Annotated in this window: 20 protein-coding genes and 1 pseudogene; 3 read left to right on the top strand and 18 right to left on the bottom strand. The window is 57.0% G+C overall.

Features of this window, described 5'->3' with window-relative positions; genetic code table 11:
- Positions 1-9: 9 nt before the first annotated feature.
- From ACIPZ5_RS17745 to ACIPZ5_RS17695, 11 genes are all read right to left on the bottom strand, one after another.
- Positions 10-312, bottom strand: coding sequence for a hypothetical protein (locus ACIPZ5_RS17745; protein ID WP_400809859.1), 303 nt, complete (start codon positions 310-312; stop codon positions 10-12).
- A gap of 19 nt (positions 313-331) precedes the next feature.
- Positions 332-544: a hypothetical protein gene (locus tag ACIPZ5_RS17740; protein ID WP_400809858.1), complete on the bottom strand. Its 213-nt coding sequence runs from the start codon at positions 542-544 to the stop codon at positions 332-334.
- Positions 545-623: 79 nt separating this feature from the next.
- Complete coding sequence (locus ACIPZ5_RS17735; protein WP_400809856.1) at positions 624-788, bottom strand: hypothetical protein; 165 nt, start codon at positions 786-788, stop codon at positions 624-626.
- A gap of 1,196 nt (positions 789-1,984) precedes the next feature.
- Positions 1,985-2,929: a hypothetical protein gene (locus ACIPZ5_RS17730; RefSeq protein ID WP_400809855.1), complete on the bottom strand. Its 945-nt coding sequence runs from the start codon at positions 2,927-2,929 to the stop codon at positions 1,985-1,987.
- 803 nt (positions 2,930-3,732) lie between these two features.
- Positions 3,733-4,470, bottom strand: coding sequence for a phage baseplate protein (locus ACIPZ5_RS17725; RefSeq protein ID WP_400809853.1), 738 nt, complete (start codon positions 4,468-4,470; stop codon positions 3,733-3,735).
- A 136-nt stretch (positions 4,471-4,606) separates the two neighbouring features.
- Positions 4,607-5,068, bottom strand: coding sequence for a hypothetical protein (locus ACIPZ5_RS17720; protein ID WP_400809851.1), 462 nt, complete (start codon positions 5,066-5,068; stop codon positions 4,607-4,609).
- On the bottom strand, positions 5,069-5,491 hold the full coding sequence (locus ACIPZ5_RS17715; protein WP_400809850.1) for a hypothetical protein: 423 nt from the start codon (positions 5,489-5,491) through the stop codon (positions 5,069-5,071). It lies immediately after the preceding gene.
- A 19-nt stretch (positions 5,492-5,510) separates the two neighbouring features.
- A complete protein-coding gene (locus ACIPZ5_RS17710) occupies positions 5,511-5,963 on the bottom strand; it encodes a hypothetical protein (protein ID WP_400809849.1) in 453 nt (150 codons plus the stop codon).
- Positions 5,963-6,775: a hypothetical protein gene (locus ACIPZ5_RS17705; RefSeq protein WP_400809848.1), complete on the bottom strand. Its 813-nt coding sequence runs from the start codon at positions 6,773-6,775 to the stop codon at positions 5,963-5,965. Before ACIPZ5_RS17705 ends, ACIPZ5_RS17710 begins: the two co-directional genes overlap by 1 nt.
- Positions 6,776-6,786: 11 nt before the next feature.
- On the bottom strand, positions 6,787-7,734 hold the full coding sequence (locus ACIPZ5_RS17700; protein ID WP_400809847.1) for a hypothetical protein: 948 nt from the start codon (positions 7,732-7,734) through the stop codon (positions 6,787-6,789).
- A gap of 486 nt (positions 7,735-8,220) precedes the next feature.
- A complete protein-coding gene (locus ACIPZ5_RS17695; protein WP_400809846.1) occupies positions 8,221-9,768 on the bottom strand; it encodes a recombinase family protein in 1,548 nt (515 codons plus the stop codon).
- 75 nt (positions 9,769-9,843) lie between these two features.
- Here ACIPZ5_RS17695 and ACIPZ5_RS17690 point away from each other — a divergent pair.
- From ACIPZ5_RS17690 to ACIPZ5_RS17680, 3 genes and pseudogenes are all read left to right on the top strand, one after another.
- Positions 9,844-10,860 (top strand): annotated as a pseudogene (locus tag ACIPZ5_RS17690) (MFS transporter); the annotation flags it as partial.
- Between the two features lie 196 nt (positions 10,861-11,056).
- Positions 11,057-12,577: an FAD-dependent oxidoreductase gene (locus ACIPZ5_RS17685; RefSeq protein WP_400809844.1), complete on the top strand. Its 1,521-nt coding sequence runs from the start codon at positions 11,057-11,059 to the stop codon at positions 12,575-12,577.
- An 80-nt stretch (positions 12,578-12,657) separates the two neighbouring features.
- Positions 12,658-13,668 carry an aldo/keto reductase gene (locus ACIPZ5_RS17680; protein ID WP_261940008.1) on the top strand — a complete coding sequence of 337 codons (1,011 nt, stop codon included), beginning with the start codon at positions 12,658-12,660 and terminating at the stop codon, positions 13,666-13,668.
- An 84-nt stretch (positions 13,669-13,752) separates the two neighbouring features.
- Here the strand turns inward: ACIPZ5_RS17680 and ACIPZ5_RS17675 are convergent, their stop codons facing one another.
- From ACIPZ5_RS17675 to catC, 7 genes are all read right to left on the bottom strand, one after another.
- A complete protein-coding gene (locus ACIPZ5_RS17675) occupies positions 13,753-14,733 on the bottom strand; it encodes an LLM class flavin-dependent oxidoreductase (RefSeq protein ID WP_400809843.1) in 981 nt (326 codons plus the stop codon).
- Positions 14,734-14,832: 99 nt separating this feature from the next.
- Entirely contained in the window at positions 14,833-15,744 is a 912-nt protein-coding gene (locus ACIPZ5_RS17670; protein WP_400809841.1) for a LysR substrate-binding domain-containing protein, read from the bottom strand.
- A gap of 69 nt (positions 15,745-15,813) precedes the next feature.
- Positions 15,814-16,869, bottom strand: coding sequence for a metal-dependent hydrolase (locus tag ACIPZ5_RS17665; protein WP_400809840.1), 1,056 nt, complete (start codon positions 16,867-16,869; stop codon positions 15,814-15,816).
- A 94-nt stretch (positions 16,870-16,963) separates the two neighbouring features.
- Positions 16,964-18,214, bottom strand: coding sequence for an OprD family porin (locus ACIPZ5_RS17660; RefSeq protein ID WP_400809839.1), 1,251 nt, complete (start codon positions 18,212-18,214; stop codon positions 16,964-16,966).
- Between the two features lie 54 nt (positions 18,215-18,268).
- Entirely contained in the window at positions 18,269-19,468 is a 1,200-nt protein-coding gene (locus tag ACIPZ5_RS17655; RefSeq protein WP_400809838.1) for a benzoate/H(+) symporter BenE family transporter, read from the bottom strand.
- Between the two features lie 159 nt (positions 19,469-19,627).
- Positions 19,628-20,542, bottom strand: a complete 915-nt coding sequence (gene catA, locus ACIPZ5_RS17650; RefSeq protein WP_400809836.1) for a catechol 1,2-dioxygenase — start codon at positions 20,540-20,542, stop codon at positions 19,628-19,630.
- Between the two features lie 39 nt (positions 20,543-20,581).
- Positions 20,582-20,845, bottom strand: a 264-nt coding sequence (gene catC, locus ACIPZ5_RS17645; RefSeq protein WP_400809835.1) for a muconolactone Delta-isomerase, incomplete at its 5' end; no start/stop codon positions are given.

Genomic DNA, 20,845 nt, shown 5'->3' with positions numbered 1-20,845 from the left:
TTTTCCTTATTATTCGCCAGAATCTTCTACTGGGTACTCTGCATCAATGGCATCGTAGATTGCTTGCAATGCTGCGGCTTGGGCTTCATCAGAAGGCTCCATGTAGATGATTTGTGTAGCACTGAGATTGCTGTTCACAGCGATCAAATAGCTGTCAGGTGCACGCTTGTAGCCTTGGGCCAACAGAGCGTCATACTGTGCCCACATGTCTACAAAGTAGTTGGTTTGAATGATGGTGAATTTGTCTTGTGTGTTGTACTTCGCTGTAGCAGCGTCTTTAATCGCTTGTACTTCTTCTTGGGTATAGGCCATGTTACGGGCTCCTTATTACTTAAAAATCAATGTTATTTTCAAAGCAAAGCTGCTCATACTTTTCAAGCATGGCGTCTTCACAATCGTTGGGATATCTGTTATCACGAATGAAACAGTAAGAGTCATGAGTCATAGAACCATCATCAAGAGTGGCTAGGAATCCTTTTCTCCAAGCCTCATCAGATAGTGTTGTTAGTGTTCCAATCTCAAATTGAGTCTCAATGTACGTCATGCATTGTGCCTCTGAATCAGTTGGTAAATTGCTGTAGCCCCAAAGTAGATTGTTGCAATGCCCAGGGCGATGATTGCTGTCATACCACCTCCTTGCTCTTGAGTAGTGCGTACAGCAGCGACTCTTTACGCCCTGCTCTTTCTTCTTTGGTTTCAGTGAGCAGGTGGGCTAGAGCACCAACGATCTCATTCATTTTCAAACTCTTGATGGCATTAGCCATGTAATCGACTGTCTGAGCAATCATCTGCTCTTCTTTTCGCTTAGCTCTCAGAACTCGCATACGGCACTTACCGGAACAGTATTTATGGTCAGAGCGACCGGCTGTGAACTGGCTATTGCAGCACTCACACGCCCTTTGTACTAGCGTTGTCATTTGTTTTCCTTATGTTGTAGGTGTGAATGTTGCAAAGGCGACATTGCGTCACCAGATTTAGTTACATGATTAAATCCAGACACAACAAAAGAGGCCGAAGCCTCTGATGGTGCATAAGGAACTTGGAATTTGTTGGCAGGCTCCCCACCTCAGCTGCCACTGAGCAAACAGGACATTATTGTCCCTGTGGGTAGTTGCATCGGCCCCTTCGCGTGATCACCGATCAACGTTGCTTACACATCATCAACCCAAGAGAATGGAGGGCCAGTGATATGGAAGATTTGAATTAGAGCCTGTACACGCCAGCTACAGGCAAAGCTGCTATTGGGATAACAAGTCCCTGCGCTTCACAGTATTTCCGCCAATGTACTGCTAGACATTGAATCAGGCCAGTAGCCTTGCGGGCAGGAGTCCAAGTGGAACGCTTGGAACATCGAAAGAGGTAGCCTGTATTGGGCATCGTACAGGCAGGACGACGAAGGATTAGCAATAAGGGAACCCTTCCCTTACGATTCAGCCCAAGCCGATCATGACCAACCGGACAAAATAAATCGTGCCAGAATGCTTAACTCAACTGGCTGGAGGTTCAAGTAAGGAGGTGTTACAGAGGCAGCATGACAACGAGACATGCTTTAAGCTTTGGGGCATTTGACAGGAGAAGTCAAAAGAGGCTCAAGGAAAAGAGATTTCCTTTCTTGGTATCTAATTGTACCATTAAAACTGTAGATTACAACCCCTTAGCGTCAAAAAAGTTCAAGTTTTTGTAATTATTTTTCAACCTCTGTTTTAATTTCTCCAATATTACCCATCAACTCATAATGTTGTTCACTTCAACCCCGTAGGCTCGGCATGGCTCAGACAGAATGTTTTTCCCATACTGGCCTACTAGAGTCCTCAACTCATTCTTGGAGCGATGGAGCCGCATTATGGCTCCAATCTGAGTGCTATGCACAATCTGCCCTACTACGTGTTTTGCACGTTGGTTTACAGCTGTTGTGAGGTCGTATCTTTGTCGTTCAACTCGTATAACATCGGCTTGGATGGCATACGGCTTGAACGTCTGTACTTCATTGGAATTGGTGATGTTCTGCAATTCGTCCTCCTTCGTATTGTGGAATGTACTTAGCTACTCTATCGAACAAATCGCCATCATCATCGGCAAGCTGTTCAATTTGTGCTACTGGCATAGCTACAACGATTGGAGCAGCTGGTTTAGCTACAGCTTGCTCAGCGATTACAACGTCTGTTGCCCAAGCGTCGTAGAAGGCATCGATACTGCCGTTGTCCTTCACAGGGGCTTCTGTAGTGCGTCCTGTGCGACGTTCTACAACTGTTGGTGCTGCCATATCACTTGTGTCGTCAAGCGCGTCTGTGAGGCTCAGCGAGCGTGCCAGCAACCCTTCTGTGTTCTCAGGTGTGTACTCCTTAATGGCCAGCTTGAGGATGTGGCGACGGGCTGCATACTGTTGCTTCTGCTGGGCTTCTGTGGATTCCAGCTGATCGGCATCAACACCTGTGGCGAATTCGCACATGAACCCTTCCACCAGCTCTACTAGCTTTGCCTCAAGGATTAGTGCCGCCTGTTCCAGAGCCACACGGCTTGCTGCTGGGGCTTCGTCACAAACCCAGTCCATCACGAAAACCGGGGTGCTGTCTGTGTCCTTGGCCAGCTCTGCACAGCGTTGCTTGATTCTGTAGAGCGTGTCCTTGTTGTAGGCGACGGTGTAGACGCCTTTCTCTTCGTCCCACTTGCTCCCGTACACCTCAAAGCAGATGTTGCGAAGCTCGTAGTCTTTGATGCCTTGTGGTCGTACAGCCAGCGGGTAAGCTCGGCTCACCGCCAGTTCAAATGAGGTAGCTGGGGCTTTCTCAACCTCTACGCCTTCCATGTGGGTGCGGACGAACCTTTCAGGAAATCCGGTAGCCGCTACAATCTTGTTACGGCTCAGTCCCTGCTTACGTAGCTCCTTCACCTTGGCTACTTTTTCTTCTGTTGTGATCTGTGTTGTCATCGTGCGATTTCTCCTGTAAAATTGTTGTGTGTACATTTCCCTGTTCTGTATGTAATTGTACCATTATTGTGTCCTCTGTCAAGTCATTTCTCACAATCAGGACACATTTTTAGGACATTTCTCACACATTCTCACAGTCATGACATAATGTCCCACTCACGCGAACCATTCTTATAGGTAGGACGTTGGGACAAGCCCCAACATCGTCACCCTCCAAGTTAACCAGCACTGGCTGTCCCAGCCGCGAGAACCATAATATTAAGTAGGACACTGGGACATTATCCTTACCATCAGTGGTTGCCCACTGTCAGGGTTACACTAACGTTGAGTTACACCAACAAAAACAAAACCAACAATACCCACACTAAAAGCTACGCTTTTCTTTTCGCACGATCGAATCAAGAGCGGGGCTTTAGCCCGTAGCTCTAAATGGTTACTGATCTTTGTGGTGTTGTGTTTGTAACTTGGCTACGCTAACGCTTCGCCTTTTTCAGTTGAGTAACTTTACCGTGAGAACTGATCCAATGCTCTCGCATTGATGGTGCATAACCTCTAGACCTACGGTCTGTGCGTACTCTTGGGAGCCGATCACCTTGATTGCTACACAATCAAACCAACAACCAACATTACCAAACCTCCAAGTAGAATCAGCTCATAGCTACGCTATTGGTGCAATCCCATTCAGAGCTTGCCGCTCTGGCCATTCCTCATGGTGCAGATGCTTCTTATAGAGGTGCGACACAATTGGTTCAGGCGGAGAAAGCCCAGCTGCAAGGGCCGGGCTTGGGGATCGTTCACAACGTTCACTCCGTGTTACTACCAGCCCCACGGAAGTCGGTAACACTCTGGCCAGAGTAGCTGGATGGTGCGTTGGCCACGCTGTCAGTACCACTCTTGGTGCCTGAACTCGTTGGGTTTTGTCGCCCTTTGTTCTTGAGTACAACCTGAACATCTTGAACAACAGCAAACTTCACTTGTTCAAACTCAAGGACAGGGAAAACCCCCTCACCCGTGTTCACATCTTCCTTGAAGTCAAGGTTAGTGATAACGCAGTTGGCGTACACATTGGGGATTGTTCCATCATCATACTCAAAGAACTTGAACACCTCTCGTGCGTCCCACATTTCAATGAGGTTCTGCTTTACAGCCTGGGCTGTCTTGGCCTTGGCCTGCGGGGTGACATAGACGTCAGGAATGTTGTCCTTGGTAAACTGTGCAACCACCTCTGGAAAAAACTTGTTGATGCTGGATGTTTCAGCAATCTGAACGGGGTATACAGTTTGAGTGCTGTTGATGTACTGCTTGGTTGTGCTGATATCAGCAACTTGGATAGTAGGCCGTGTGACATTGAAGTCAGCATCAGACAGAACACCGCTAATGCTAAACCTTGGATTTTGCTTCGTGCTGTGGTCAACGACATAGGCGCCATTGGCCAATGGATGTTTACTGACAGCGGCAGCGTATTTTTCAGTCAGTTGGGTGATGGTGTCGAAGAACAGCACATCACCGCTCGCTCTTAGGATGGCGAAACCTTGGGACATAATTTGATTCCTTATAGTAAGTGTACATAGCAGCCCACAGGAGCGCATTACAGCGTCCTACGATGTAGGCTGCACGTTTAGGTGTGGTGATTGAGATAACGCCTGTACGGGCTTCCTTGGAAGTTACAGAGCGTGTTTAAACGAGGGAGCCAGAGAGGCGGAATTTGACAGATTCAAGCATCTTGCCAGTATCGTACAATGGCCGATCAAAGCCTTTCCGTGCGATGGTGGACGGGCTGTTGTGCCCTGGGTAGTTACTGATGGTGATCTTGATTTCATCAGTCAGCATCTTACCAAGTAGCTGCATGATGGAACGCGCACCACCTCTATTGAGGACCGTTGCCCTTGCAGCTTGAATCAGCATCGCCACGATGGCATGGCGTTTCTCTTGAAGGGTCTCTTGCATGAAAGGTCGGTCAGGGTGAAACCTTGTACCAAATTCGTTCATGGCTGCTACCTGAGCTACTGGCATTCCATCATCATACGCACCATCAAAGAAACCAATTTCAGTTTTGGTACGTGCCAGTGTCACAAGTCGTTTTGCAAGATTGTCTAATCCTCTCATGTCGAGTTTTGTTTTGATTGTTGTCTGTAGCATTCACTCTCCATTGTTGATGATTGGGGACACGGTGATTGTCGGAGAGGCATCCTGATGTACACCAGATGGCTTGTCATTCGATCTCTCTTGCTTTTGTAGTTTCTGCAACACCTTAGGATCAACAGCAAACAGGAGGTCTTCAAGCTTGTTCGTCATCCGTTCAGTGTCGTGGAGCTGGGTGTTAATTTTTGTTTCAGAGTCAGTAACGCGATCTTCAATCTTTCGCACTCTGGCATCAATAGAGTTCATCTGCTTATCAACAAGATTCTTCTGTGCCTGTAGATTGTTGTACTGATACTCATCAACCTTCCAGTTGATGTAGATCGGTGTTGCGAGTATGGCCAGTGATAGTAGAACGCACGCAACAAACCCTTGCAGGTAAGTCACGTACTTGTTCCACATCAGCCGTTGTTGTTCGGACATTAGAATGTTCCTTGTGCTGTTAGCCCAGCAGGTGGCATCCCCCGTAGGAACGTTTTCGGGGAGTTGGGCTGTAGAGTGTAAGACGTTGTGCCAATACGCCGTTGAATCTGCTCTTGTCTCTGCCAGAACAAAGCTCAGTCACACGATGGGCAATGCTGACATTAACCACAGTGTTGGACATAAACCGTTCTACAGCATCGAGCAAGAACATGTTGCCAGAGAAACACACCGTGATTTCATCACCAGTACGAAACCAGAAGAAATGGTAGTTGTTGTACACCTCTGGATGAGTACGCCTTACCACATCATTGAAGTAGGACGTAAATTTGGCGAGGTTAACATCGTTGGGCTTACGCTTGCCCCGACCTTGGTAACCTCTGAGAGTGTAGATTGCACAGTGCAGGCCGGTGGCCTGGAGCACTTCAATGTGTCTTTCAAATCGGGATACAGCAAATTTGTTGGGTCTTGCCATTAATGCCCTCCGTTGTTTTTGGCTTGTCGTTCAGCTTCTCGCTGCATTTCAACTTGCTCGTAATAAATCCGTAGTGCTGTCTCGTTGGCATCGTAAGCATCACTCACGCTCAAATGTAGAGAAAGGTCGGTAAGGGTTGCCAAGGGTTGTGCACATTTGAGAATGTTGTAAATGACGTTAGGTTGGCTGTACTGTTCATTCACCCTTTCCAAAGATCGTGGAACACCAACACCACTACTGTAATTCTCTGGTAGCTGCCAACGCTTCTTAGTCCAGATATTTAGGAAATTGAACTCAATCACGTGAGCGAGCAGCTGGGACAGCTCAGCATGACTGACAGTGTCGTAATCTACCTGCTCACCATCAAGTGTAATGTACCGCAGAAACTCGTTAAATACAGACTCAATGTCAACTTCTGCGAGTTGCTTATTACTGGCCTTGTAGGTGATTGGGTAGCTCAGGGGCGTTGGAACACGTTCAGGCTCTTCCCTGTCTTCAAGCTTTGCCCCTGCCAACACTTCACGCACTGTCAATTTAGCTTGCTGTGTCTTGGGCTGTTCAAACATTTCGTAAGTGGTATCAGGAGCAGCAATCTTGTCAATGAACTGGAGCAGCCCCAGCACCCTACCATCAATGGCTACAGTGAATGGGATCAGATGCTTGTTATGAGCAACGATTGTTTCCTGAGACACACTGAACGCTACAATAGCATTGCCATACTTCTCAAGCAGGGAGCAACCTTCTGTTGCTGGATGTTGGGTAATCTTGTACGTCTTACCCTCAACGTTAATTTTCTTAGACTGAATTGCCATTGTGGTTCCTCTTAATTTAGTACGACCAAATCTTCATCCTGCATAATGTGGCATTGAAGTTCACAGTCCCAACGTCCACCACGGAACTCACCACTGAAGCGAACACTGCTTACACGGTAGAAACCCGAGTATGTTCCATGCTCAATCCGTACCAAGGAGCTTGGAAGAACAGCCGCATCCAGCAACCACTTAACCTGCACCCCTGGACGACGACGCTTGTCCTTTTTCGAGATACGGGCTTTGTCTGTAATACGGAATGGCTGTTCAATCATTCCTGTGTCTTGTGAAATGATGGGGACGTTAACTGTACTCTTGGAATTTGGCTGATTGAGGTCAGTTACAGTGAGTGTGTCGTTCGTGATGTGGTATTCAAGGTTGTACGCACGGGCAAGCTTATCCAACTCTTCTTTTGGAGTTCCAGACAAACGCCAACCATGAATGATAGGACTGTTCAGATTCGTCCCTACAATCGAACCACGGGCAACACCCGGCATGTTATCAACGATAGTGTTGAACACATCGGCTACGGTTTGCCCTGGAGCTACGATTTGACTGATACGCGATGTAGTAAGGTTGGTGTACCCCTCCCCTACAATCAGTTGAGTGATGGAGTCAGTTCCACGCTTGATTGTGGAGCGGTCGGTTACATTGCCCTTGACCAGAAGCTTTGCACCTTCACCGTTGTTGTAACCAACGTAAAGCTCAAGCTCAAGGAAGTCATCATCAAGGAGCAGCTGTTGGTCAGCAGAGAGGTTGTAGACTTCAATACTGGCAGAGTTGCCTCTATTGTGCTTATGGTCGCTATTCTTATCTACGGAGAATGTCAGCTGTAGCGGGTCTGGAGTTTCATTGCTGGCCAATCTTAGGCCACGACCAGTGCTGTAGTTTCCTACGGTGAGGATGTAGCACCTATCATACTTCTGGTTGTTACTGAGTGCTGGGTTCTTTGTTGTCGCCATACGGATGTTTTCCTTTTAGTGTTTGTTCTAGTTTTGGTGCAATGCCCTGCACTGTGTTCATGAGAGCATTCTGATTGAAGTGATTATTTCTGCAATTACCATCACAGAAGGTCTTACGGGAGGTGACGCACACCATTGGCGAGCCACAATGTTTACACGCACGGATAGTCGTTGCCATGTTTGGTTTCCTTTTTGTTTATTCGGTATTGGTGAGTGGCTAATGCGGGGAGCTTGGTGCGGGGTTTCCGATAGTTGTCTTGACGATATCAAATCACAGACAAGAGAAAGGCCACCAATTTCGTGGCAGCCTCAAATGAACAACAACGATGACTCAACACAAGGAATCAAATGAATTAATACCCAAGCCAGCACACTTATTAATTCGTACTCTATTGTACCACGAAAACTGTAATAACGCCATAGTCAGCACAACTTTTTCTTCAACTTCTTATTAAGATTACAGGGCCTTCCATAGCCTTGCGTAAGTTACTCTTCGTCTTCTGGCCTGCATCCGTTAGCTAGGTCGTTCTCGAACTCTTCAAACTCATCGTTACGGACAATCCCAGTATCACAGTAGTCATAACGGGCGATCATGAAAAGCTTGTGCCCGTTATCAAGCACAAACCGATTAGAAGACCGATCCTTGCCCTTGTACTTCCACACTGCTGGCCCGTTAGCAATTGCCAACGTCTTATCAGGATTGATGGTGATAGAAAATCCAACCTGCTCAAGCAAACTCGATAGCCGCTGGGGGTCTTCCTGTTCCAGTTTCCACACATCAGTGGTAGCCGCCCAATATTCACCACCAATCACAGTACGCTCTAGGATGGCGATTGAAGCTATAGCCTTCTCCCTGGCCTGATTGTTCTCTTTCATCGCTGCTACAAGCTCAGGGAGCGCCCCAAGGGCCATCACAGAGTCAGTAAGCCCTTTTATCTTGGTTGTTGCCTGCTCCACCTCTACACGGAGAGAAGCTATCTCAGCCTCATTCACCCCAGTGTTCAGACTGGCAACAGCCTTATGCTTCCAATCATCTGCACAGTAAGCCATCAAGGCTTGAATGATCGGCAATGGAAGCTGAGCAGTGTTGGTGCAATCCCCTGCCATCTGATTCAAGCGGCAACGGACAGAGGACGTTTTGCCTTTGCGATGTTGAACAATGTAGTTCTTACCGCACACACCACATTTCATCAGGCCAACAAGGAAATGCTTCGCTGTCTTCTTGACTGGAACAGTCTTCACCTTCTCCTTGTGCAGTTGAGCTTTCTGGAACGTGCTCAGGCTCACCACAGGCGGGTACACCTCCACACCATCCCACTCCCCTATCGCTGCACGGTTGTTGATCCAACGGCGAACAGAGGCACCAGCCACCTTAGCCAGCTCAGATACACCAGACTCACGCAGACGCTTGGCAATGGCCGATGTGCCCACACCCGATATGTACAGGTCGAAAGCCACACGGACTTGCTCAGCAACAGGCTCAATCAGCTCACCTTTTGAAGTGAGCCATACCGGGGTGTACCGCTCTGGTGTGATCCCCTTTTCTTTCGCTGCCTTCCTACGACTTTCATACGATGCCTTGATACGGCGAGACAGAGCAGCAGAGTATTGGTGTGCACTCTGAATCTTGGCAGACAAGATGAACAGCCCAGCCCCGTTCAAGCTTTCTCGGTTGTACGTCTGGCCATCGTCCAGGGTGACAATGGAAACCCCAGCACTGAGGATAGGGTGCAGGATGCCCAGCATGTCTACGGCATCAAGGCGGCCTGTACGGTCGATAGCCTCAACCAGCACAACGTCCTCAGGTTTGATGGCTCCTGCCTCAATGGCCAGGAGCAGCTTCCCAAACCCGCCCCCCTTTACGTGCTCACCCTTGTAGCCAGATTTGCCAAGGTCTTTAAATTGGAGTGCCGAAAGATCGTAATCAGGGTGATGGCTGAGCCACTGGCCAATCATCTGTTCCTGTCGCTCAACTGAGGTGCCTTTGCTCTGGCGTAGGCTGGAGAATCGAACGTAGCTAATGGCTTGCGGCATGGAGATTCCTTACTGAGAGGCGATGTTAGCATGGGGCAGCCAAGGGAGGATTCCCGTAGGGGTATAATCCGACCTACCTGCTTGCTGTTCGTCACCACCCCCGCCGAGTTCTACGGCCTGCGCCTGCTGACCGGCGCCGCCGAGGCTGGCTTCTTCCCGGGCGTGGTGCTGTACCTCTCACGCTGGTTCCCGGCTGACCGCCGTGGCCGCATCATGGCCCTGTTCATGTCGGCAATCCCGGTGTCGGGCCTGCTCGGCGGGCCGTTCTCCGGCTGGATCCTCGAACACTTCGCCGCTGGCCAGCATGGCTTGGCCGGCTGGCAGTGGATGTTCCTGATCCAGGGCCTGCCGACCGTGGCCCTCGGCGTGCTGGCCATCAAGCTGCTCAGCGATGGCTACCAGAAAGCCGCCTGGCTGAGCCCGGCCGAACGCCAGCTGATTGCCGCCGACCTCGAAGCCGACGCCGCCAGCAAGCCGAACACCACCGGCGACAGCGTGCTGGCCGTGCTGACCAACCCGCTGATCTGGACCTTCGGCTTCGTCTACTTCTGCATCCAGAGCGGCGTGTACGCGATCAACTTCTGGCTGCCATCGATCATCAAGAACATGGGCTTCGACAACCCGTTGCTGATCGGCTGGCTGAGCGCCATTCCGTACCTGCTGGCCGGCGTGTTCATGATCCTCTGCGGCCGCTCGGCAGACCTGCGCAACGAGCGCCGCTGGCACCTTGTAGTGCCGATGCTGATGGGCGCCATCGGCCTGCTCATCGCGGTCAACTTCGCCGGCAACCCGAGCATCGCCATCCTCGGCCTGTCGATCGCCACCATGGGCGCCCTCACCGGCCTGCCGATGTTCTGGCCGATGCCGACCGCGCTGCTCAGCGCCAGTGCGGCGGTGGCGGGCCTGGCGATCATCAACTCGGTGGGCCAGATGGCCGGTTTCCTCAGCCCGTACCTGGTCGGTTTCATCAAGGACCAGACCGGCTCGACCGATGCTGCGCTGTATTCGCTGGCGGCGTTGATCGTGCTGGGTAGCCTCGTGGCCCTGCGGGTTACCCGGGCCGGTGCGCTGACGGCAGCGCGCAGCCACTGAGGTTGTTGGTAGGTTCGCCGGAAGGTTTGCAGCGCCCATGAGATCGAGCGCCGCGCGTGCGGCGCTCGATCTCTCAGGCGCCGAAAATCCCAAGGCGAACACAAGAACACCGATCGTCAGATCAACGCATCCCCCTCCCACCACCGGCGTCAAATGGTGCAAAGCTCTTTGCAGATGGCTCCTTTGGAGATGCCCCATGACCCAGCACGCCGTGGCCCGCCTCGAACAGCTCGATCCCAAGCGCCCCTTGCGCGTCCAGGCCGGCAACGAAGAAATGATCCTCATCCGCCAGGGCGATCAGGTCCATGCCTACCAGGGCAACTGCCCGCACGAAGGCGCGCCGCTGGAAGAAGGCATGATCTGCGGCGGCCTGCTGGTCTGCCCCTGGCACAAGGCCGCGTTTGCCGTCGATGAAGGTGCGGTGTGTGAACCGCCAGCGCTGACCGACCTGCGCCGGTACCGCGCTTGGGTCAAGGATGGTGAAGTGTGGGTCGATGACCAGCCGTTGCCGAAGAACGAGCCACCTCGACACAGCGACGCCCGCACCTTCGTGGTGATCGGTGCCGGTGCCGCCGGCTCGGCAGCGGTTGCCACGCTGCTTGACCACGGCTTTGGCGGGCACCTGATCTGGCTCGACCAGGAGCGGCAGCCGGCATACGACCGCACCGCCTTGAGCAAATTCGTCATCGCCGGGGAGATGGCGCCTGACGAAGTATCAGCATTGCTGGAGCCCGATCAACTGCGCAAAGGTCATCTGGATCGGCGCTTGGGCAAGGTACGCGTACTGGATGCGAAAAAGCGCCAGATAACTCTCGCCGACGGCCAGCACATCGACTATGACGCCGCCCTGCTGGCCACCGGCGGCAAACCGCTGCGCCCGGCACTGCCTGGGGTCGACCTGCCTGGCATCATGACCTTGCGCTCACGCGAGGATGCCGCTCGCCTGCTCGATGCCGCCGAACCTGGCCAGCCGGTGGTGATCGTCGGCGACGGTTTCATCGGCCTGGAAGCCGCCTCGGCTCTGCGCAAGTACGGCGCACAGGTGCATGTGGTCACCCGTCACGAAGTACCGTTGGCCAAACAGCTCGGTGAGCGTATCGGTCGCTGCATTCGCGAACTGCATGAACGCAAGGGCGTGGTCTTTCATGGCCCGACCGAGGTCGAACGCTTCCTGGGCGAAGGCAAGGTCGAGGCCGTGCAACTGGCCAATGGCGAAAAACTGCTCGCAGGGCTGGTGCTGCTGGGCACCGGGGTCAAGCCCGCCACTGCCTTCCTGCAGGGCGTGCCGTTGGCCAAGGATCAGTCGTTGCCGGTCGATGCCGAACTGCATGCCGCTGAGGGTCTATGGGCTGCCGGCGACATCGCCACCTTCCCCCATGCAGGCCGGCCGGTACGCATCGAGCACTGGCGGCTGGCCCAGCAGCATGGGGTGATCGCAGCGGCCAACATGTTGGGTGAACAACGCCGCTACAACGATGTGCCGTTCTTCTGGACCTACCAGCACGGGCGCACCTACGAGGTGCTGGGGCATGCCCAGGACTGGAACCGCATCGAGTTTGTCGGGGAACCGGAGAAAGGCGATTTCATTGCCTTGCAGTGTGTCGGGGATCAGGTGGAGGCAGTGGTAGCCAAGGGCTATTCGGATGCCATGGCAACGCTGTCACAACGCATGAAACGACCTTTGAGCCTGGATCAGGCCCTCGAGGTGATTGGCTGATCTCGCCGCCCGTGCGCCCTTTAAAACCCGGCCGGTTATGTGTAAAACAAGCGGATCATTCCCCGCAAAGGACACCCGGCATGCTCTACCGTCCCCTTGGCCACTCCGGCCTGCAAGTCTCCGCCCTGACCCTGGGCAGCATGATGTTCGGCGAGCAGACCAGCACCGAGGACGCGTTGCGGATCATCGACAAGGCCTGGGACCAGGGCATCAACTTCATCGACACCGCCGACGTGTACAACGCCGGCCGCTCCGAAGAGATCGTCGGTGAAGCGGTGGCGCGCCATCGCCAGGACTGGGTGGTCGCGTCCAAGGTCGGCATGGGGCCCACCGATGGCCTGCCCAACCGCAGCGGGCTGTCGCGCAAGCACATCTTCAATGGCATCGATGCCACGCTGACACGCATGCACCTGGATTACCTGGACATCTACTACCTGCACCGTGAAGACCACAAGGTGCCGCTGGAAGAAACCGTGCGGGCCATCGGCGACCTGCTGCAGCAGGGCAAGATCCGTTACTGGGGCGTGTCCAACTACCGCGGCTGGCGCATTGCCGAGATCTGCAACATTGCCGAGCGCCTGGGTGTGGCCAAGCCGGTGGTGAGCCAGCCGTTGTACAACATCGTCAATCGCCAGGCCGAGCCGGAGCAGATGACCGCCGCCGCGTATCACGGCCTGGGCGTGGTGCCGTTCAGCCCGCTGGCCCGCGGCGTGCTCAGCGGCAAGTATGCGCCGGGCGCAGAGCCTGAAGCCGGTAGCCGCGCAGCGCGCCAGGACAAGCGCATCATGGAGGTGGAATGGCGCCAGGAATCGCTGGCCATTGCCCGGCAACTGCAGGACTACGTGCAGGCCAAGGGCGTGGGGCTGGTCGAGTTCGCGATTGCCTGGGTGCTCAACAGCCAGCTGGTCAGTTCGGCCATCGTCGGGCCGCGCACCGAGGCGCAGTGGGATACCTATGGCGGGGCGCTGGACGTGAAGATCACGGCGGAAGATGAAGCATTCGTCGATTCGCTGGTGACGCCAGGGCATGCGTCGACGCCGGGGTTCAACGATGTGGCGCATTTTGTCAGCGGGCGGTTGGCTCGTCGCTGAGCGTTCTCCTGCACCGGCCTCTTCGCCGGCAAGTCGGAGCGGCGGTTCGGCGCCCCGACTTGCCGGCGAAGAGGCCGGTGAGGTTTAACTCAATTCAGCCAAAGCCCGCGCCGCATAGGCATGCGAGCGCAGCCGCGCCAACGGGTCATGGATCCGACAATCGATCATCAGCTCATCCGCCCCGGTCTGCTCGATCAGCGAGCGCAGCCCTTCCCGCACCCGCTCAGGCCCACCGGCAATAGAGCAGGCCATCACCTGCTCCAATACCGCCCGCTCATGCCCGGGCAGGCTCTGCACATACCCTTCCTGCGGCTTGGGCAGCAAGCCGAAGCGCCCGACGTGCAGGTCGAGCATCCACTTGCGGTGCGAGCTGGCCTGGTAATCCGCTTCGGCATCGCTGTCAGCAGCAAACAGGTTCACGCCCACCATCACATACGGCTTGGCCAGTTGCGCGGAAGGCTGGAAGTTCGCCCGATAATGCGCAATCGCCTGCAGCAGGTAACGCGGTGCAAAGTGCGAGGCGAAGGCATACGGCAGCCCCAGCTTCGCGGCCAGGTCGGCGCCAAACAGGCTGGAGCCGAGGATCCACACCGGCACCGCGTGCGCGCCCGGCACACCGCGGACCTGGCGCTTGCCATTGTCGGCCAGATAGTCGCGCAGTTCGGCGATGTCCTGGTTGAAGTCGCGCTCAGGCGCGGCACCACGCAGGGCCCGCACGGTCGGCCCGGAGGTGCCGGGTGCACGCCCCAGGCCGAGGTCGATACGCCCCGGGTGCAGGGTGTCGAGGGTGCCGAACTGCTCGGCGACTACCAGCGGTGCATGGTTGGGCAGCATGATGCCGCCGGCACCGACGCGAATGTGCTGCGTGGCATTGGCGATCTCGTTGATCACCAGCGAGGTGGCAGCCGAACCGATGCCGGGCATGTCGTGATGCTCGGCAATCCAGTAGCGGCGGTAATCATGCTGCTCGACGTGGCGAGCCAGCTGGCGGGATTCTTCGATCGCGTCGGCGAAAGTCTTGCCTTCGCCGATCATGACCAGATCCAGTACGGACAAGGCAGTCATGGGGTCTCCACAGGGATTATCAGTCACACCAGTGTCTGCGCTGCCACGCTTGGGATAAACCCGAAGTCAGGCCCCATATACGGGCCTGGCAGTCCCCAATCAGCGTTCCCAGGGCACGCCTTGCGCCCAGGTCGCCACCAGCAGGTCGATGAACCCACGTACCCGTGGCGACAGGTGCCGCTTGCTCGGGTAGACCACACGGATAGGGTCTGCTGGCGGCCGATAATCGCGTAGCACCTCCACCAGGGTACCGGCCCGCAAGTCGTCGCCAGTGATGTAGGTCGGCAGATGAATCAGGCCGAAACCGGCCCGCGCGCCATCGAGCATCGCTTCGGAGCTGTCGATGTTGAGCCGCCCGGGCTCTTCGCACAGGTGCAGCCCCTCGGCGGTGTGGAAGCGCCAGGGCATCGACTTTTCCCCGGCCAGGAAGGCGATCTTGTCATGGCCGTACAAGTCCGCCGGAACCTGCGGCACGCCGTGCTGGCTCAGGTATTCAGGTGAGGCGCAGGTGACGAACTGCTGCCAGGCGACGGTGCGGGTCAGCAGTTGCGAGTCTTCCTTGGGCGCACCGATACGCACGGCGACGTCGACGCCCTCTTCCACCAGGTCGACAAAACGGTCGGTGAAACGGATGTCGGCACGCAGCTGCGGCCACTGCTTGAGATAGTCATCCAGGATCGGCAGTACATGGCGTTGGCCCAACGAAAGCGGCGCCGTCAGGCGCAGGGTGCCGGTGGGCTTGCCACGGCGCTGGGCCATGGTGCTTTCCACCTCGTCCAGGTCATCGAGGATCTGTCGCCAGCGCTCGAAGGCCACCAGGCCTTCGTCGGTCAGGCTCAGCTTGCGCGTGGTGCGGTTGAGCAGGCGCACCGCCATGCGCGCCTCCAGCCGGGCGATGCTCTTGCCCACCGCCGAACGGGTCAATCCCAGGCTGGCGGCCGCAGCGGTGAAGCTGCCGGCCTTGACGGCACTGACGAAGGCAGCGATGTCGCCGAAGCGGTTGGGTTCCATGGCAGGTTCCTGGGCATACTGAAGGCCGGCTTAAATGGGATCACTTTGCAGTATTGCAAAGGCATGCGCTCAGCGCTCGCTCCACGAGGCCAACGGCAATGGCGGTTGCTGGTCGAGTATGCGCCGCCAGATCAATGCCAGGTCACCGTTGCTGAACATCGCACCGACCCCGGAACCGGCCCAGCGGCTTGGCGTATCGGCCACCCACTGCCCCTGGCTGTCGCGATGGCCCATGTTGAAACGGAAGGTGTAGTTACCGGGGATGCCCATGCGCAGGTCGGTGACCACCAGTTGATCGCCGACCACGTCATAGCGCAGCCAGCCCCCGGTAAACCAGCGCAGACGTTCGAGCAAAGGCGCACCGTGCAGGGCATTGCCTGCCTCCAGGTTCAGAGGCAGACGCTGCATTTCGGGTGGTTCGCGGTCAAACGTGCTGCTGATGCCTTCGTAGTAGAAACCCTCCGGGGTCTTGGCCAGTACCCGCCAGACCAGGCTATTGAACGCGATGGGCACGGCGCGCAGCTCGCTTGCCTGGATGCCTTGCTGCTCGAGCGCCAGCTGAAAACGCTGCTCGGCGGCGATGCGCCCGGCCAGCCCCAAGCCCAGGTAGGCCGTGCTGAATACCAGTGCCAGGCTCAACACCCGCACAGCCCTGCCCTTCAGCCCTTTGAAGCCGGCATATAGAACCGCCAGCAACAGCGGCAAGGTATAGACGGGATCGATGATGAACACCGCCGCCCAACTCAGCGGGGTGAACGGCAGCGGCCAGAACAGCTGGGTGCCGTAAACCGTGAATGCATCGAGGATGGGGTGGGTCACCAGCACCAGCCAGAACGCCAGGAACAGCCGGGGCAGCGTGTAGCCCTTGTCGGGCCATCGCCTTCGGGCGAGCCGGTTGACTAGCCACGCCAGCAGCAAGGCCAGCCCGGTGAGGACGAAGATCGAATGGGAGAAGCCGCGATGATAGGTCATCTGCGACACCGGGTCGGCGTAGCGGATGACCACGTCGAGGTCCGGCACGGTGCCCAGTGCCGCGCCGTAGATGAGCGAGCGGCGGCCCTGGATGCGGCCGAGCACCGTACCTTGCAGCGCAGCACCGAGCACGGCTTGGGTGATGGAGTCCAAAGTCAGGCTTCCTCAATGGCAATCGAGGAAACCTAACCCCTGATACCTGGGTGGCGCAATCGCTGCTGTGTGACAACAAATGGCCGGTAATGCCTCAGAACAGCTGCCAGGTGTACACCAGGGTCAGCCGATTCTCATCGATGTCACTGCGGTAGTTCGACCGCGCCATGGCATTGCGGACCCTGATGCCCAGCCCCTTGAGCATCCCGCTCTGTACGGCATAGCCGATGTCCAGATCGCGCTCGCGGTCCTTGCCTTCGTATCCCCGGCCCGTGTCGACATTGTTGCCGGTGATGTAGCGCACCGTGGTGGTCAATCCAGGGATCCCCATCGCGGCAAAGTTGTAGTCGTAACGCACCTGGTACGAGCGCTCGTCGGTGTAGGCGAACTCATAGGTCGGCACTTCGTTGCCCAGCGGCGAGATATTGGCGAACACCCGGGGAAACGGGCTGTCGCCGTAGATGCCCTGGTAGCCAACGTGGAAGCTGTGGCCGCCATGCCGGGCGGTGAACATCGAGAAGAACGCCTGGTTGTCGATCTTGCCCAGCAACGCATCGCCATCCTCATGTGCAGTGAAGTAGCCAAGGTTGGCGCTCAGCACCCAATCCCCCACCGGCTTGCTGTGCTTCAGGCCGAGGAAACCTTGGTGGTAGATATCCTCAAGCTGCCCGTACCAGAGGCTGACGCTGCTCTGGTTGGCATTGAACGCATAGTCACCGCCCATGTAGTTGAAGGCATCGCTTTCGGCCTGGCGCTGAGGCACATGGCCGAGCATGGCGTTCATCTTGCCGTCGCCGCCCTCGTTGCGCAGGTGCGTGCTGGTCAGGTGCCCGGCCTGCACAGTCAGCCCGTCGATTTCCGCCGAGCTGATGCTGGTGCCCTGGTAGGTCGGCGGCAGCAGGCGGATATCGCTGAAGGTCAGCACTGGCAGGTTCGGCTGCAGTTCGCCCACGCGCAGCTCGGTCTTCGACAGCCTGGCCTTGAAGGTGGGCGCGATGCGGCTGTACTCGTTGGCTGCGCGGCCATCGCCGTGCACTGGCAGCAGGCCGGTGTTGACCCGGTCGGGGCTGCTGTCGAGCTTGATGCCGAGCAGGCCCAGGGCATCGACGCCAAAGCCGACCGGGCCCGGCGTGTAGCCGGACTTGAAGTCGAGGATGAAGCCTTGGGCCCACTCCTCGGCCTTGGACTGCCGGTTGGCCCCGACGATGTCGGAGAAATCACGGCTGAAGTAGTAATTGCGGGCGCTGAGGCTGGCTTTGGCATCCGCGAAGAAGCCACCTTCGGCGGCGAGCAAGGTGGGGCTGAGCAAGGTCAGCCCGATGGCGACACAAGGGGTGTGGTTCATTCCGAAGCTCTCTTGATCTTGTTGTTATGGATTAAGCGCGGGGAACACGGATATTCAGGGGTTGCGGCGCAGCACCTCCTGAGGTTGCGGGCGGCGCAGGCGCAGCAGTGCATGGGCCAGCAGGCCGAACAGCAGCCCCCAGAACGCCGCCGACAGGCCAAGGAAGGACACCCCCGAAGCGGTAACCATGAAAGTGAACAGCCCGGCATCACGTTCGCTGGGTTCGGCCAGGCTGCGCGCCAGGGCCTCACTGATGGCGCCGTACAAGGCAAGGCCGGCCAGTGCCGCGATCAATGCCGCCGGGAACGCGGCAAACAGCGACATCAAGGTGGCCCCGGCAATGCCCAGCAGCAGGTACAACACGCTGCCAGCGACGGCCGCGACATAGCGCCGGCGCGGGTTCTCATGGGCTTCATGGCCGGTACACAGGCTGGCGGTGACGGCCGCGAGGTTCAGCCCATGGCAACCGAACGGCGCAAGCAGCGTACCGGCCAGCGCACTGGCGCTGATCAGCGGGCTGGCCGGGGTGTCGTAACCGGCGTTGCGCAGCACTGCCATGCCCGGCATGAACTGCCCGGTCAGCGCCACCAGCACCATCGGCAATGCCAGGCTGAAGGTCGCCGCCAGGCTGAATTGCGGGGTGATCCACTGTGGCGAAGCCAGCTCCAGCACCAGCGCCTCGCTGCGCAAGGCACCGCTGGCCAGGGTCACCACCGCACCTGCGCACAGTACCGCGGCCACGGCGTAGCGTGGTTGCAGCCTGCGCATCAGTACGTAGGTGGTGAACATGGCCAAGACCAGCACGGGCTGCGCCGGGAGTGCCCGGAAAACCTCGGTGCCGAAGCTGAACAGAATGCCAGCCTGCATGCCGGCGGCGATGGAGCCTGGCAAACGCGCGATGATACGGTCAAAGGCCCCGCTGATGCCGATCAGCAGCAGGACCAGGTTGGCGACCAGATACGCACCCACGGCCTGCTCCAGGCCGAGTTGGGGCAACGCAGTGACCAGCAGTGCCGACCCGGGTATCGACCAGGCGATGACCACCGGAACCCGGTAATGCAGGCTGAGCAAGGCGCCGAGCACGGCACTGCCCATGGAAACAGCCCAGACCCAGGACGACAGCATGCCGTGGGACAGGCCGGCAGCTTCGGCGGCGTGGAAGATGATCACCAGCGGGCCGGCGTAGGAGATCAGGGTCGCGATGCAGCCGGCGACCAGGGCTGACAGGGAGCAGTCCTTGATAAGGGTTTTCATGTGATTTCTCGCAAGGCAGCGGCCGGCCTTGGTGGCTGGCTCTTGTTCTGTGTTGCCTTCTTCGCGGGTAAACCCGCTCCCACAGGATCACCCCAGGTCCGAAATTGACGCGGTCCCTGTGGGAGCGGGCTTGTCCCGCGAAGAAACCAGCGCGGTGTATCAGGCCTCCTGCAGTGCTCGCGGCCGCCCGCTGCGCTGCTCATCGGCATTGGCCTTGGCCTTCTGCAACTGGAAGTCGAACTTCAACTCGGCATGGCGGCCATCAGCCCCTTCATGGAACACCACTTCACCCACCAGCCCGTCACGGGTGGCATAGGCAAAGTCATCCCACAGGTACTTGTCCCCGGCCAGGTTGATCTGCGTGGTCAGGTGGCGGTGCCCCGGCGCCGAAATGAAGAAGTGCACATGGGCCGGGCGCTGACCATGGCGGCCGAGCAGGTCCAGGCATTCCTGGGTCGGGCCCTGGGGATCACAGCCATAGCCTGACGGCACGATGGATCGCGCACGGTAGCGGCCTTCGGCATCGGTGACGATGCGCCGACGCAGGTTGTAATCGGACTGGCTTTGATCGAAGAACGAGTAAGTGCCACGCGTGTTGGCATGCCACAGGTCAACGATGGCGCCGGCCAGCGGCTGCCCCTGTGGGTCGAGCACCTGGCCCTCGAGGAACATGACAGTAGCCACGCCGTCCTCGCTGCCGTCGTCCATGCGCACTTCACCGTGGGCGAGCGGCGCGCCCGCCACGTACAGCGGGCCTTCGATGGTGCGCGGGGTGCCGCCGGTCAAACCGACTTCGGCATCCTTGGCATCCTGCAGCAGGTCGAGGAAATGCTCGATGCCCAGGCCCGCCACCAGCAGCCCGGCTTCACCGCGCCCGCCGAGACGGTTCAGGTAGTCAACGGCATGCCAGAATTCGTCTTCGCTGACCTCCAGGTCTTCGATCAGACGCGCGGTGTCTTGCAGCACACGCTGGATGATGCGCTTCAGGCGCGGGCTGCCTTGGTCATTGCCAAAGCCGGCGGCTTCTTCGAAGAACTTCTGGATATCGGCAGTATGGGAAATCTTCACGGTCATGATGGTTACCTCATCTTGTTCTTGTGCAAAAGGCTGGGGTCAGCGGTCATCGCTGTGGATCGACGAGGGGTGGCGGCACAGGCCGTCGACCTCGATGTCCATGTACGGGAACAGCGGCAGCTGCATCAGCGTGTCGTGCAGCGCCTCGACGCTGGGCACGTCGAACACGCTGTAGTTGGCGTAGTGCCCGGCAATGCGCCACAGGTGGCGCCAGGTGCCCTCGCGCTGCAGGCGCTGGGCCAGTTCCTTCTCGTCGGCCTTCAGTTGCGCGGCCTTGGCCGGGTCCATGTCGACCGGCAGTTT

This window comes from Pseudomonas sp. NPDC089428, assembly GCF_044749325.1.
Taxonomy (GTDB): domain Bacteria; phylum Pseudomonadota; class Gammaproteobacteria; order Pseudomonadales; family Pseudomonadaceae; genus Aquipseudomonas.
The sequence above is the reverse complement of the archived record's forward strand: the minus strand, read 5'-3'. Positions and strand labels throughout refer to the sequence as shown.

Coding starts and splice junctions, on each gene's coding strand:
- ACIPZ5_RS17745 (WP_400809859.1), bottom strand. CDS start 312: ATGGCCTATACCCAAGAAGAAGTACAAGCGATTAAAGACGCTGCTACA.
- ACIPZ5_RS17740 (WP_400809858.1), bottom strand. CDS start 544: ATGACGTACATTGAGACTCAATTTGAGATTGGAACACTAACAACACTA.
- ACIPZ5_RS17735 (WP_400809856.1), bottom strand. CDS start 788: ATGATTGCTCAGACAGTCGATTACATGGCTAATGCCATCAAGAGTTTG.
- ACIPZ5_RS17730 (WP_400809855.1), bottom strand. CDS start 2,929: ATGACAACACAGATCACAACAGAAGAAAAAGTAGCCAAGGTGAAGGAG.
- ACIPZ5_RS17725 (WP_400809853.1), bottom strand. CDS start 4,470: ATGTCCCAAGGTTTCGCCATCCTAAGAGCGAGCGGTGATGTGCTGTTC.
- ACIPZ5_RS17720 (WP_400809851.1), bottom strand. CDS start 5,068: ATGCTACAGACAACAATCAAAACAAAACTCGACATGAGAGGATTAGAC.
- ACIPZ5_RS17715 (WP_400809850.1), bottom strand. CDS start 5,491: ATGTCCGAACAACAACGGCTGATGTGGAACAAGTACGTGACTTACCTG.
- ACIPZ5_RS17710 (WP_400809849.1), bottom strand. CDS start 5,963: ATGGCAAGACCCAACAAATTTGCTGTATCCCGATTTGAAAGACACATT.
- ACIPZ5_RS17705 (WP_400809848.1), bottom strand. CDS start 6,775: ATGGCAATTCAGTCTAAGAAAATTAACGTTGAGGGTAAGACGTACAAG.
- ACIPZ5_RS17700 (WP_400809847.1), bottom strand. CDS start 7,734: ATGGCGACAACAAAGAACCCAGCACTCAGTAACAACCAGAAGTATGAT.
- ACIPZ5_RS17695 (WP_400809846.1), bottom strand. CDS start 9,768: ATGCCGCAAGCCATTAGCTACGTTCGATTCTCCAGCCTACGCCAGAGC.
- ACIPZ5_RS17685 (WP_400809844.1), top strand. CDS start 11,057: ATGACCCAGCACGCCGTGGCCCGCCTCGAACAGCTCGATCCCAAGCGC.
- ACIPZ5_RS17680 (WP_261940008.1), top strand. CDS start 12,658: ATGCTCTACCGTCCCCTTGGCCACTCCGGCCTGCAAGTCTCCGCCCTG.
- ACIPZ5_RS17675 (WP_400809843.1), bottom strand. CDS start 14,733: ATGACTGCCTTGTCCGTACTGGATCTGGTCATGATCGGCGAAGGCAAG.
- ACIPZ5_RS17670 (WP_400809841.1), bottom strand. CDS start 15,744: ATGGAACCCAACCGCTTCGGCGACATCGCTGCCTTCGTCAGTGCCGTC.
- ACIPZ5_RS17660 (WP_400809839.1), bottom strand. CDS start 18,214: ATGAACCACACCCCTTGTGTCGCCATCGGGCTGACCTTGCTCAGCCCC.
- ACIPZ5_RS17655 (WP_400809838.1), bottom strand. CDS start 19,468: ATGAAAACCCTTATCAAGGACTGCTCCCTGTCAGCCCTGGTCGCCGGC.
- catA (WP_400809836.1), bottom strand. CDS start 20,542: ATGACCGTGAAGATTTCCCATACTGCCGATATCCAGAAGTTCTTCGAA.